A 12,555-nucleotide genomic window follows, 5' to 3' on the forward strand; every position below is an offset into this window, starting at 1 on the left:
TGCTGCGCTCACATCAGGGCGCCAGCGGCAAAATCCGTCTCGCGCGGGTGGGCGACAATGAATGTCAACACGACCTAGCCTGCCCGCGCAACAAGACCACCATCGCGACAGCGGTTATTTGCAAAGAATAATACGCCCGCCGGGGTCAAAGCTCCTGACCCTTTTTGCGCAATTCCTCCAGCAGCCCGCGATAGATCTCGCTGCTGTCGCCGCCGCCGAATATTGCCGCCCCGCCGGAATAGGCGGTGCCATAGGTGCGCGCCACGGTGATCGTCTGGACCAGACCCGACAGGAACTGATCCTTTTCAAGCGGCGACAGCGGATGAATGAAGACCCCCCAGAGCCGCCCGTGCGCAACCGCATAGCGCGCATCAAGGGCCGCGTCGAAATTCGCCTGCATCAGGCGCAGCAGATCCGCCTGTGTCAGGCCTTCCACGCTGGCGATGGGCACCATGGCGCGCATCCGGTCGGCCCGCACGTCCGTGATCACGATCACCGGAATATCCTCAAGGGTGAATTCCATCGCAGGTCCCTGCACCCGCATGTCCGGGTCCAGCGCCCGGATGATCCCGGCCATCCGCGCCAATGTCATCGGCGCTTCGCCCTGCTGGCCCTGCGGGGCTTCGGGCAGATCAGGCGACGCGGTCTGCGCCAGCGCGGCACCGGAGGTGAGCAGGGTCAGAACAACAAGGCTTCGGGCAATGATGCGGAACATGGCAATCTCCTCTGCCCCATCCTGCGCCGGAACAGCGTGAAATACACGTCACCTCTGAGTGAGCCGCGCCGAAAGGCCTGTTCAGGCAGAGCCCGCCATCTTTGCCTTGATCAGGGAAACGGCAGCTTCGACCGCCACCGCGATCTCCATCTCCGATGTGTCGATCTGCACCGCATCCTTGGCCGGTTTCAGCGGCGCATCCGCGCGGCCCATGTCGCGCGCATCGCGGGCCTGAACATCGGCCAGGACCTCTTCGAAGGTGGTCTCGATCCCCTTGCCCTGCAGCTCGGCAAAGCGTCTGCGGGCACGGACATCCGCATGGGCGGTGACAAAGAGCTTCACCTGCGCATCCGGGCAGATCACTGTCCCGATGTCGCGCCCGTCCAGCACCGCGCCACCTGCGCGGGTGGCAAAACTGCGCTGGAAGTCGACCAGGGCGGCGCGCACTTCCGGCACCGCGGCGACCCGGCTTGCCGCCTGCGCAACCTCGGGCGACCGCAGGCGGTCGTCTTCCAGATCACCGGGCACAAGCGCCTCTGCCGCGGCCTGGGCGGCCTGTCCGTCCAGCACCTTTGCCCCCACCGCCCGGTAGAGCAGCCCCGTATCGAGATGGGCAAAACCGAAATGCCGCGCCACGGCCTTGGAAATCGTCCCCTTGCCCGAGGCTGCGGGCCCGTCGATGGCCACCGTGAAACCGCTCAGTCTCATCCGTTGCTCCGGCTGATCTGCGCGCCCAGACCCTGCATCAGCGGTTCGAAGATCGGGAAGGAGGTGGCGATCGGCCCTGCGTCATCCACCTGCACCGGGGATTGCGTTGCCATGCCGAGGATCAGGAAAGACATGGCGATCCGGTGATCGAGCTGGCTGGCGCAGACCGCCCCGCCCGGCACCTTGCCATGCCCCCGGCCCGTGACAATCCACCAGTCGGGCCCTTCCTCCACCTCGATGCCATTGGCGCGCAGACCCTTGGCCATGGCGTCGATCCGGTCGCTTTCCTTGACCCGCAATTCCTTGACCCCGCGCATTTCCGTGCGGCCTTCGGCAAAGGCCGCAACCACCGACAGCACGGGATATTCGTCGATCATGCTGGCCGCACGTTCGGGCGGCACCGCGATGCCTTTCAGATCGGGCGAGAAACGTGCCCGCAGGTCGGCCACCGGCTCTCCCCCCTCTTCGCGTTCGTTCTCATAGGTCAGATCGGCCCCCATCTCGCGCAGCGTGGCAAACAGTCCCGCCCGCGTCGGGTTCAGCCCGATCCCCGGCACCAGCACATCCGACCCCGGCACGATCAGCGCCGCACAGACCGGAAAGGCCGCCGAAGACGGATCGCGCGGCACCTCGATGTGCTGCGGCTTCAGCTCCGGCTGGCCAGTCAGGGTGATCACCCGGCCCTGCGCCGTCTCCTCCACCGTGACCTCGGCGCCAAAGCCTGCCAGCATCCGTTCGGTATGATCGCGGGTCGCCTCCGCCTCGATCACCACGGTCTGCCCCGGCGCGTTCAGCCCTGCCAGCAGCACCGCCGATTTCACCTGCGCCGAAGGCACCGGCACCTCGTAGCGCACCGGCACCGGTTCCACCGCGCCGACCAGCGTCATCGGCAGCCGCCCGCCCGAGCGCCCCACCGCCTGACAGCCGAACAATGCCAGCGGGTCGGTCACCCGCGCCATCGGGCGGCCGTTCAGACTGGCATCCCCGGTAAACGTCGCCACGATGGGCGAGGTCGCCATCGCCCCCATGATCAGCCGCACCCCGGTGCCGGAATTGCCGCAGTCGATGACATTCCCCGGCTCGGCAAAACCGCCCACACCAACACCATGCACCGACCATTTGCCGCCGCCCAGCTGCGTCACCTCGGCCCCGAAGGCCCGCATGGCGCGTGCCGTATCCAGCACATCCTGCCCTTCCAGCAGACCGGTGATCGTGGTCTCGCCCACCGCCATCGCCCCAAGGATCAGGGATCGATGCGAAATCGACTTGTCGCCGGGCACCTCCGCCGTGCCGGTCAGCGGCCCGCAGGCCTGCGAAGTCATCGGAATTGGGTCACCATGGGCTGACATCTGAAGGTCCTTACCTGTTTCCGGGCGGTTTTAACCCAGCCTCCCGGCAGCGTCCATGCCAGCCTGCCCCCTTCATTGTTCCAAAAATATACCAGAGCGCGAGACAGCGTCTCGCACCGATTTGGCAGCGCCAAATCAATGAAATCGCTTGCGGGCCGCAGGCCCGCGCAATCAGGTCCGGCGGAAGGTCAGGTAATGCGGCCTGCGGCCCTCGCGCAGGGCCTTCTGCTCGTACCGCGTGGACAGCCAGTCCTCCCAGGGCGCGCGCCAGTCTTCCGGACCCTCTGCCAGCCATTCAAAGCCGAATTTCGGCACTTCCTCCAGGGTCTGGCGCACATAATCCTCGATATCCGTCGCCACCCGGAAAATCGCCCCGGGCTTCAGCACCCGCGCCAGCGGCACCAGATGTTCTTCGGTCACAAAGCGGCGGCGGTGGTGGCGTGCCTTGGGCCAGGGGTCGGGATAGAGCAGAAACGCCCGCGCAACCGAGGCCTCAGGCAGCACATCGAAGAGATCGCGGGCGTCACCGGGATGTACCGCCAGGTTCGAAACCCCGGCGCGCCGGATCCTGCCCAGCAACATGGCAACCCCGTTGATATAGGGTTCGCAGCCGATGATCCCGACATCGGGGTTCGCCGCGGCCTGATGCACCAGATGTTCGCCGCCACCAAATCCGATCTCAAGCCAGACCGGCCTGTCGCCGAAGAGGCCCGGCAAATCCAGCGGTGCGCGCGCGGGGTTTTCCTCCCAGCTCACCGCACCGGGCGACAGCGCGCCCAGATCTTCATCCAGGTAGGCTTTCTGCGACTTTTTCAGGGCCTTGCCCTTGAGGCGGCCATAGAAATTCCTGCGGGGTCTGACGGGATCATTCATGCCCCGCGCTTTAGCGCCCTGCGGGGCCTGCTGCAAGCCGCCGTTGCACGGCGATCTCCCCGGCTCCCGCGGCTTTCAGGCTGCCCCGAAACGAAAAGCGGCCCCCGGGGGGGGCCGCCTGATCGGATGCGCGCCGCCCGGTTCCTCACAATGAACCCGGCGGCCTGTGGTCTGCGGCTCAGACAGCTGCCCTGAGCTTGTCTGCCAGATCGGTGCGTTCCCAGCTGAAGCCGCCATCGGCCTCCGGCGCACGACCGAAGTGGCCATAGGCAGAGGTACGGGCGTAGATCGGCTTGTTCAGCTCCAAATGCTGGCGAATGCCGCGGGGCGTCAGGCTCATCGCGTTGCGAATCGCCTTTTCAACCGCCGCATCCTCGACCTCGCCGGTGCCGTGGGTGTCGCAATAGATCGACAGCGGCTCGCTCACGCCGATGGCATAGGAAAGCTGGATGGTGCATTTGCTGGCCATGCCGGAGGCCACGACGTTCTTGGCCAGGTAGCGCGCCGCATAGGCGGCGGAACGGTCCACCTTGGTCGGATCCTTGCCCGAGAAGGCCCCGCCGCCGTGCGGCGCGGCACCGCCATAGGTGTCCACGATGATCTTGCGGCCGGTCAGGCCCGCATCCCCGTCGGGGCCGCCGATCACAAAGACACCGGTCGGATTGACGTGCCAGACGGTGTCGTCGGTCACCCAGCCCTTGGGCAGAACCTCAAGGATGTAGGGTTCCACGATGGCGCGGATGTCATCGCTCGACTGGCTTTCGGATTCGTGCTGGGTGGACAGAACGATGGAACTGACTCCAACCGGCTTGCCGCCTTCGTAACGCACGGAAAGCTGGCTCTTGGCGTCGGGGCGCAGGGTCGGCTCGGTGCCGTCCTTGCGCACCTCGGCCAGGCGACGCAGGATCGCATGGGCATAATGGATCGGTGCCGGCATCAGCTCGGGCGTCTCGTCGGTGGCGAAACCGAACATGATGCCCTGGTCGCCCGCACCCTCGTCCTTGTTCTCGGCCGCATTCACCCCCTGGGCGATATGCGCGGATTGTTCGTGCAGCAGATTGGTGATTTCGCAGGTCTCGTGGTGAAACTTGTCCTGCTCATAGCCGATGTCCTTGATACAGGCGCGTGCGATATCCTCGATCCGGCCCATGTATTCGCTCAGCTTTGCCTTGTCGGACAGCCCGACCTCACCGCCGATCACGACGCGGTTTGTCGTCGCAAAGGTCTCTGCCGCGACGCGGGCCTCGGGTTCTTCGCTGAGAAATGCGTCGAGAACCGCGTCGGAAATGCGGTCACAGACCTTGTCAGGGTGACCCTCGGAAACGGATTCCGAGGTGAAAATATAGTTCTGTCGGGACATGTCGTGCTCCAAATAAAAATCAAGACGCCACGTCAGGAAGCCGTTGTGGCGCGATTGGGTTGGCTTATCCGGCCTTCAAAGAGGCGTCAATCGCTTAGGGGATTCAACCTGAAATCGGCGTAAGAGTGATGCGCCAAACGCAAAATCATGCCCGGTTCCGACGCAATGCGCGCCCGCCGAGGAACGCCAGCGCGATGGTCACAAGCAGGGCAAGCGGCAGATCGCCGCTGCGCGCATAGGGTGTCACCGCCCCCGGCGTCGGCAGGGCCGCGTCGATGTAGCCGGCGGTGTTCAGCGGCAGGCTGGCGGTGATCCTGCCATGGGGGTCGATCATTGCGGAGATGCCGGTATTGGCCACGCGGGCGAGCGGCAGGCCCTGTTCGATGGCCCGCATCCGGGCCTGGGCCAGATGCTGGCGCGGGCCGGCACCGCGCCCGAACCAGGCGTCATTGGTGATCTGGATCAGGAAATCCGGCCGTTCCGGCGCGGCATTCACGTCATGGGCAAAGACGGCCTCGTAGCAGATCAGCGGCAGCGCATGACCCAGCGGCCCGAAATCCAGCAGCCGCGCCCCCGGCCCTGCCGAATAACCGTGGCCCTGGTTTGCCGCCAACCCGTAGATGCCGAAACGGGCCAGCAGATCGCCCAGCGGCATGTATTCCCCGAAGGGCACCAGGTGGTGTTTGTCATAGGTCTGTGTGACCGCGCCGCTTTGGTCCAGGGTGATCATCGCGTTGAAATACCGCAGCCCGTCGCTGCGCTGCACCCCCAGCGCCACCGGGGCATCGCCCCCGGCGCGGGCGATCTCCTCCAGGGCGGTCCCGGCCCATTCAAGGCTCCAGGGGATCGCGGTTTCCGACCAGAGCACGAGGTCGGGCGCGGTCTGCTGGGGCGGGGCGGCTGTGAAGGCAAGTTGCCGTTGAAAGAAGACAGGGATCTTTTCCGGGTCCCATTTCTCCTTTTGCGGCGCATTGGGCTGGACCAGCCGCACCGTATGGCCCGAGAGCGGGGCATCGCCACGCATCACCGGCAGCAGCAGCGCCAGCAGCGTGGCCAGCACCACCGTTTCGCGCAGGATGCGCCAGCGCAGGGCGCGCGGCGGGCCTGTCAGCGCGCTGGCCGCCCAGACCGCCACCGCGATCAGGATCGCGTTCAGCCCGTGCGGCCCGATCCAGGCCAGGGCCTGTCCCGCCATCACCCCCACGCCGGACTGCGCCGGGCTGGCCCAGGGGAAGCCGGTAAAGATATAGGCACGCAGCAGTTCCGCCGCAGTCCAGCAGGGGATCAGCGCCCAGGGGCCTGCCCGCGACAACCGGCGCGCCCCCCAGAATGCCACGCCCCAGAACAGCGCCATGCCCGCCGCCATGAAGACAAGCGCAAAGGGAGCCATCCAGCCGTGGCGCGCCACATCCACCATGAAGGGCGACACGATCCATTGCAGCGCATGCATGAAATAGCCCAGCCCGAAGGCCCAGCCGGTAACGCCTGCCTGACGGGCCGTGACGCGGCCCTGAAACAGCCAGACCGCGCCGATCATGCCCAAAAGCATCAGCGGCGGCAGATCATAGGGTTGCTGGCCGAATGCACCCCCTGCCCCGAACATTGCCGCCAGAAGATATGCCTGCCACGCCGTCAGGCGCTGGGTCATCCCGAGGCTCCGGTGGTGCGCACGCGCAGGCGTTTGATCCGGCGCGGATCGGCGTCGATCACCTCGAACTCCGGCCCGTCCGGGTGCAGCACAACCTCGCCCCGTGCAGGCACCCGCCCCGACAGCATGAAGACGAGACCGCCCAGCGTGTCGATCTCTTCCTTGTCCACATCGTCGTGGTCGGTCAGGGAATGTCCGATCTCGGCCTCGAAATCCTCAAGCGGGGTCTTGGCAAGGGCCAGATAGGTGCCCGATTTTTCCTTGGTCCAGTATTTGCCTTCGTCGACGTCGTGCTCGTCCTCGATCTCGCCGATGACCTGTTCGATCAGATCCTCGATGGTCACCAGACCGTCCACACCGCCGTATTCGTCGATCACCAGCGCCATGTGCCGGCGTTCCGCCTGCATCTTGGTCAGCAGGACACCGATGGTCATGCTGGGCGGCACGAACAGCAAGGGACGCACCATGGCGGCCAGATCGAAATCATGGGCTTCGCCGTTGAACCCGTATTGCAGTGCCAGGTCCTTGAGATGTGCCATGCCGACGGGGGTGTCGAGCGTGCCGTCATAGACCGGCAGCCGGGTCAGGCCGCTTTCCTTGAACACTTCCACCAGCTCATCCATCGTGGCGGTAACCGGCACCGCGATGATATCGGCTGTGGGGACAGACACGTCATCCACCCGCATCCGCCGCAGGTTCATCATGCCGCGCGCGCTGACACGGTCCACGGGGGGCAGCGTCAGTTCGCTTTCATCATCTGAATCGGAGGGGCTGAGCGCCCCGATCACACGAGAGAAAAAGCCGCCCTGTCGGGCATTGCTGTCGTCGATTTCGTCCAAATTGTCTTCGGCCAGCGCGCTACGCGCTGCACTAGAAGATCCGTCTGTATCGCCCATTGGGTCCTGTCTTAGTATGCGGGCAAATGCCCCTTCAGTTCCTATATGGGTCATTCAGACCCATTTTGCCAAGTATTTTGACTTCCAGCCCCTCCATGAGGGCCGCATCGGCGTCGGTTTCGTGATCATAGCCGAGCAGATGCAACACTCCGTGAACCACCAGATGCGTGACATGGTCGGAGACCGGCTTTCCGGCGGCATGCGCCTCGCGTGTGCAGGTGTCAAAACTGATCGCGATGTCGCCCAGTTCGCACAGCCCGTCAAGGCCGGGTTCCAGCGCCTGCGGATTGCCGCCGGGCTGGTCGGCCGCGCGCTCCTCCGCAGGCCAGCTCAGCACGTTTGTGGGGGTCGGCTTGGCGCGGAAATCCCCGTTCAGCACTGCGATACGCGCATCGTCACAGGCCAGCAGCGTGACTTCGCAATTGTCAGGCTCCAGCGCCAGTTCGGTCAGCGTGGCGCGGATTGCCGCTTCGGCAAGCCCCGCCAGCCCCAGTGCCTCCCAGCGCGGATCCTCGATCACGATCGACAGGTCATCCACGGCGCACCGCCCGGTGCCCGACAGTGCCGGTCAGGAAATTGCCCCGATCCCGTTGCATCACCCGGTGCCTGTATCCGCCTCGTAGGCTTCGATGATGGCGGCGACCAGCGGATGGCGCACCACGTCCTTCGAGGTGAAATAGTTGAAGCTGATCTTGGGAATGGTCTTGAGCAGCCGTTCCGCATCCGCCAGCCCCGAGGCGACACCGCGCGGCAGGTCGATCTGGGTGCGGTCGCCGGTGATCACCATGCGCGACCCTTCGCCGAGGCGTGTCAGGAACATCTTCATCTGCATCGAGGTGGCGTTCTGCGCCTCGTCCAGCACCACAAAGGCATTCGACAGCGTCCGCCCGCGCATGAAGGCCAGCGGCGCGATCTCGATCCGCTTTTCCTCCAGCAGTTTGGCCAGCTGCTTGCCCGGCAGGAAATCGTTCAGCGCGTCATAAAGCGGCTGCATGTAGGGGTCGACCTTGTCCTTCATGTCGCCGGGCAGATAGCCCAGTTTCTCGCCGGCCTCTACCGCCGGGCGCGACAGGATGATGCGGTCCACATGTCCGCCGATGAACATGCTGACGCCCACCGCGACGGCCAGGTAGGTCTTGCCGGTGCCTGCCGGACCGATGCCAAAGGCCAGTTCATTGTCGAACAGAGATTTGACATAGGCCTTCTGCGCCGCCGTGCGCGGCTCGACCCGTTTCTTGCGGGTCTGGATCTCGACCGTTTCGCCGATCTGCATTTCGATCTGGTCACCCTGCCGCACCCCGGTGCCCGCATCGGACCCGCCCATGCGCAGCGCGCTGTCGATGTCCGCAGGTTCCACCGAACGCCCGCCTTCGAGCCGGGCATAAAGCGCGTTCAGCAGGCTGGCGGCGCGGTCGGCCGCATCGGCCTCCCCCAGCACGCTCAGGTGATTGCCCCGGCGGACGATCTGCACCTCCAGCGCCTTTTCGATGGCAGCAAGATGCGCGTCATAGGCACCGCAGAGGTCGATCAGCAGGCGGTTGTCGGGAAATTCAAGCACACGGTCCACCGGGATATCCGGCGCTGTGGTCAGGTCGCTTGGGGTCAAGGGATGCTCCTTGGTTGGGTCATGAAGCTGAACTTAGGGGAGTCGTTTAATGCAAGCATAGAAAAAGGGCCGGCGTGTGCAACACGCCGGCCCCGATATTGCGACAATTGAGGTCAAATCAGTTCGGGTCCCAGATTTTGGAGCCACCTTTGAAGTCACCCACGGTATGGTTGGGCGGTGCGACGCCGGAACAGACCGGCTTGCCATATTTGTCCAGACGCTGTGACAGGTATCCTTCGACACCATCGTCGATGATCCAGTGGTCACATCCGTTCGGGTCGACCCAGATGCCTGCCTGAAGCTGGCTCAGGTGTTTCTTGTCGATGCCCCGGTCCACGGATTTATCCGACGGATAGCCGCGGCCCAGGCCACCTTCGTAATCGGCGCAGGCTGACAGGCCAAAGGCACAGGCGGTCACCATAATAATTTTAGTTTTGATCACGTGACTGTCCCCTTAGCGAATGCAGATGATTTCGACGCGGCGGTTCTTGGCCATGCCTGCGGCGGTGTTGTTGGGTGCCGCAGGCAGACGCTCGCCATAGCCGCGCACATCCGCAATCCGTGCCCCGGCCTGGGATGCGATTGCAGCAACCGCATTGGCACGGTTGTAGCTCAGACGCATGTTATAGGCATCCGAAGCGCGGCTGTCGGTATGTCCGGTGATGATATAGCTGACGGCACCGGTGGTCTGGAAGAAGTTCAGCAACCGTGCGCGGCCCGCGCTGTGAATGCGATAGCTGTCTGTGGCAAAGAACTGGTCAGTCTCCATCACGCCGCAGACGTTGCCCCGGTGGCAGACCGGAATACCCTGACGGCTGACATGCGGCGACATGTACCCTTCGGCACCGTCATCCATCACCCAATGTTCACAGCCATCGGGATCAACCCAGATGGTCGGGACATAAACCCCTTTGTCGCGTCCCGATTGCGACCGTGTCTGCGCGTCGGCAGCTGACGCTTGCAAGGCGATTGCCGCCACCAGCGACAGGCTCGCCACGGTGCGGATCGCTTTGGAGATAATATTCACCACAGCATTTTCCTTTTTATTCCCCCACGATAGGGCCGTCCGTCCCAGGTTCGGAACAGCCCCGCATATTCGGCAAGGTTAGGTAAATTTTGCCAAGCTGTGAAGCATGTATCACAGATTTCCGCCCTGTTTGTGCCGCGCAATCAATGAAATAGCGGTTTTCTTTCACGAATGACTTGAATTGCGCGGGTTAAACTAGCTTTGCGGTGCCGGATCGGTGACAGAATGGCGCAATCGCAAGACAGCCTTGCCGCAAAACGAATCTCGCCAGTGCAATGTGCCGCCTTGGCGCGATTCACCCTGTCCGGCAGCGTCGGCGTGGTCGGTGCTATTTCGTGTTTCTCCGGGCAGATTTAGGGCAAAGTGGTGACGTGCAATTTCCCGATAAATACAAGTTGGAGTAGTGCCCCCACACTATTGATCACGACCCCGGCACAATACCCGTAGTCACATCAGGATTGTCCACTTTGCGCCCGATTTCCTTGAAGAATTAGCTTGAAATGCCCCAGTTCTGCCTTAATCGTTGTTCCATTCCGTTCATGTCGCGACGGCCAGGCTGCTAACTGGCGTCATCACATTCGACCAAAACGGGCTGCAATGCCGAGCGTATCGGCCTTAACACCGGGGTGTGGGAAATGATCAAGAAAATTGTACTGGCCGCCGCCGTGGCCGCCATGGCCGTACCGGCCGCTGCGGACCACAAGAGACACACGACCTACAGCTATCACTACGGCGATTACGGGCCATCCGGCAACCGCATCGTGGTCAGCTGCTGGCGCGGCCCCTGGCAAGAGGTGATCTGGGACCGCCCGAACGCCGTCTTCGTCGATACGCTGGTCTCTGTCGGCTACGATTATTCGACAGCCGATGCCATCGCCACGCGGATCTGCCGCGACCCGAACCTTGTGGGGCGCCCCGGTGCGCTGAAAGCCACGATGGAGCGGATCTGGGCCGATCCCGGTTCGCACCGCCGCCACAATTACTGAAAATTGAACCCGGGGCCTGACCTTCGGGTCAGGCTCTACGGGCTCAGATCTGGACGCCGCCGAGCGAATTCGTCTTGGCGTCCAGCACCCTGACGCGCGCAATCTCGCCCACCCCGGCAGAGCCATCCTGAACATGGACGGAATGCAGGTATTGCGATTTGCCGATCATCTGGCCGGGGTTGCGCCCCGGTTTCTCGATCAGCACATCCAGCTCGCGCCCGACCATGCTTTCCTGAATGTCACGCTGATGCGTGGTGATCAGCGCCTGCAGCCGTTGCAGCCTTTCGTCCGCCACCGCCGGGTCCACGCCCGGACGCTCTGCCGCCGGGGTGCCGGGGCGCGACGAATATTTGAATGAATAGGCATAGCCGTAGCGGACCTGCCGGACCAGCTCCATCGTCGCCTCGAAATCGGCGTCGGTTTCTTCGGGGAAGCCCACGATGAAATCGCCTGACAGCACAATGTCGGGCCGCGCTTCGCGGATGCGTTCGATCAGCCGCAGATAGCTTTCCGCCGTGTGGCTGCGGTTCATCCGTTTGAGGATGCGGTCACTGCCCGATTGCACCGGCAGATGCAGATAGGGCATCAGCTTGTCCACTTCACCATGCGCCGCGATCAGGTCGTCGCCCATGTCGTTGGGATGGCTGGTGGTGTAGCGGATACGTTCCAGCCCGTCGATGCAGGCCAGTTCTCGGATCAGCCCCGCCAGGGTCATGCCGCCGTGGTAGGCGTTCACATTCTGGCCCAGCAGGGTCACCTCGCGCACGCCCCGCTCCACCAGGTCGCGGGCCTCTTCCAGCACCCGGGTCGCGGGGCGCGAGACTTCGGCGCCGCGGGTATAGGGCACCACGCAGAAGGCGCAGAACTTGTCACAGCCTTCCTGCACCGTCAGGAAAGCCGCCGGTGCGCGCCGCGCCTTGGGGCGGCCCTTCAGGTGGTCGAATTTGTCCTCCGCCGGGAAATCGGTGTCGAGCGCCGGTTTGCCCGCGCGCACCCGCGCCTCCATCTCGGGCAGGCGGTGATAGGTCTGCGGGCCGACAACCAGGTCAACGGCCGGCTGGCGGCGCATGATCTCTTCGCCCTCGGCCTGGGCGACACAGCCCGCCACGCCGATCTTCAGATCCGGGTTCAGATCCTTCAGCGGCTTCAGGCGCCCCAGTTCCGAATAGACCTTTTCCGCTGCCTTTTCACGGATGTGGCAAGTGTTCAGCAGGATCATATCCGCATCTTCGGGCGTCTTCGTCTCCACATAGCCCTGCCCGCCCAGCGCCTCGGCCATGCGTTCGCTGTCATAGACATTCATCTGACAGCCGTAGGTCTTGATAAAGAGCTTCTTGGTCATCGGTCCGGTCCTGATGCGGGGGAGATTGCCGTCTAACAGGGCGCG

General features: G+C 63.9%; 13 protein-coding genes and 1 riboswitch. Of the genes, 1 reads left to right on the plus strand and 12 read right to left on the minus strand.

Annotated features, from left to right (window positions below):
• Positions 1-145: 145 nt before the first annotated feature.
• The 11 genes from O4H53_RS02220 to O4H53_RS02270 all read right to left on the minus strand — a co-directional run bounded on the left by O4H53_RS02220 (position 146) and on the right by O4H53_RS02270 (position 10,185).
• Positions 146-715, minus strand: coding sequence for a hypothetical protein (locus O4H53_RS02220; protein WP_269361064.1), 570 nt, complete (start codon positions 713-715; stop codon positions 146-148).
• Positions 716-796: 81 nt separating this feature from the next.
• The gene (locus O4H53_RS02225; protein WP_269361066.1) at positions 797-1,423 is read right to left on the minus strand and encodes a (d)CMP kinase; all 627 of its coding nucleotides are present in this window, start codon (positions 1,421-1,423) and stop codon (positions 797-799) included.
• A complete protein-coding gene (gene aroA / locus O4H53_RS02230; protein ID WP_269361067.1) occupies positions 1,420-2,772 on the minus strand; it encodes a 3-phosphoshikimate 1-carboxyvinyltransferase in 1,353 nt (450 codons plus the stop codon). The genes O4H53_RS02225 and aroA overlap by 4 nt, the downstream gene beginning before the upstream one ends.
• Before the next feature lie 171 nt (positions 2,773-2,943).
• Positions 2,944-3,645 (minus strand): tRNA (guanosine(46)-N7)-methyltransferase TrmB, encoded by a 702-nt coding sequence (gene trmB / locus O4H53_RS02235; protein WP_269361068.1) that lies wholly within the window; start codon positions 3,643-3,645, stop codon positions 2,944-2,946.
• 178 nt (positions 3,646-3,823) lie between these two features.
• Entirely contained in the window at positions 3,824-5,005 is a 1,182-nt protein-coding gene (gene metK, locus O4H53_RS02240) for a methionine adenosyltransferase (RefSeq protein WP_269361069.1), read from the minus strand.
• A gap of 4 nt (positions 5,006-5,009) precedes the next feature.
• A riboswitch (SAM-SAH riboswitch) is annotated at positions 5,010-5,060 on the minus strand.
• A gap of 90 nt (positions 5,061-5,150) precedes the next feature.
• Positions 5,151-6,653 (minus strand): apolipoprotein N-acyltransferase, encoded by a 1,503-nt coding sequence (gene lnt, locus O4H53_RS02245; RefSeq protein ID WP_269361070.1) that lies wholly within the window; start codon positions 6,651-6,653, stop codon positions 5,151-5,153.
• Positions 6,650-7,549, minus strand: a complete 900-nt coding sequence (locus O4H53_RS02250; RefSeq protein WP_269361071.1) for a hemolysin family protein — start codon at positions 7,547-7,549, stop codon at positions 6,650-6,652. Before O4H53_RS02250 ends, lnt begins: the two co-directional genes overlap by 4 nt.
• Before the next feature lie 34 nt (positions 7,550-7,583).
• A complete protein-coding gene (gene ybeY, locus O4H53_RS02255; protein WP_269361072.1) occupies positions 7,584-8,087 on the minus strand; it encodes an rRNA maturation RNase YbeY in 504 nt (167 codons plus the stop codon).
• 57 nt (positions 8,088-8,144) lie between these two features.
• Positions 8,145-9,155 (minus strand): PhoH family protein, encoded by a 1,011-nt coding sequence (locus O4H53_RS02260; RefSeq protein WP_114275349.1) that lies wholly within the window; start codon positions 9,153-9,155, stop codon positions 8,145-8,147.
• A gap of 118 nt (positions 9,156-9,273) precedes the next feature.
• Entirely contained in the window at positions 9,274-9,597 is a 324-nt protein-coding gene (locus tag O4H53_RS02265) for a hypothetical protein (RefSeq protein ID WP_269361076.1), read from the minus strand.
• A 12-nt stretch (positions 9,598-9,609) separates the two neighbouring features.
• Complete coding sequence (locus O4H53_RS02270) at positions 9,610-10,185, minus strand: OmpA family protein (RefSeq protein ID WP_443069508.1); 576 nt, start codon at positions 10,183-10,185, stop codon at positions 9,610-9,612.
• A 632-nt stretch (positions 10,186-10,817) separates the two neighbouring features.
• Here O4H53_RS02270 and O4H53_RS02275 point away from each other — a divergent pair.
• Positions 10,818-11,168 carry a hypothetical protein gene (locus tag O4H53_RS02275; protein ID WP_114275351.1) on the plus strand — a complete coding sequence of 117 codons (351 nt, stop codon included), beginning with the start codon at positions 10,818-10,820 and terminating at the stop codon, positions 11,166-11,168.
• Positions 11,169-11,211: 43 nt separating this feature from the next.
• On the opposite strand, the gene miaB is transcribed toward O4H53_RS02275, so the two are convergent.
• Positions 11,212-12,510 carry a tRNA (N6-isopentenyl adenosine(37)-C2)-methylthiotransferase MiaB gene (miaB, locus tag O4H53_RS02280; RefSeq protein ID WP_269361079.1) on the minus strand — a complete coding sequence of 433 codons (1,299 nt, stop codon included), beginning with the start codon at positions 12,508-12,510 and terminating at the stop codon, positions 11,212-11,214.
• Positions 12,511-12,555 lie beyond the last annotated feature (45 nt).

Origin of the sequence: Sulfitobacter sp. G21635-S1 (assembly GCF_027213915.1) — a bacterium.
Lineage (GTDB): Bacteria > Pseudomonadota > Alphaproteobacteria > Rhodobacterales > Rhodobacteraceae > Sulfitobacter.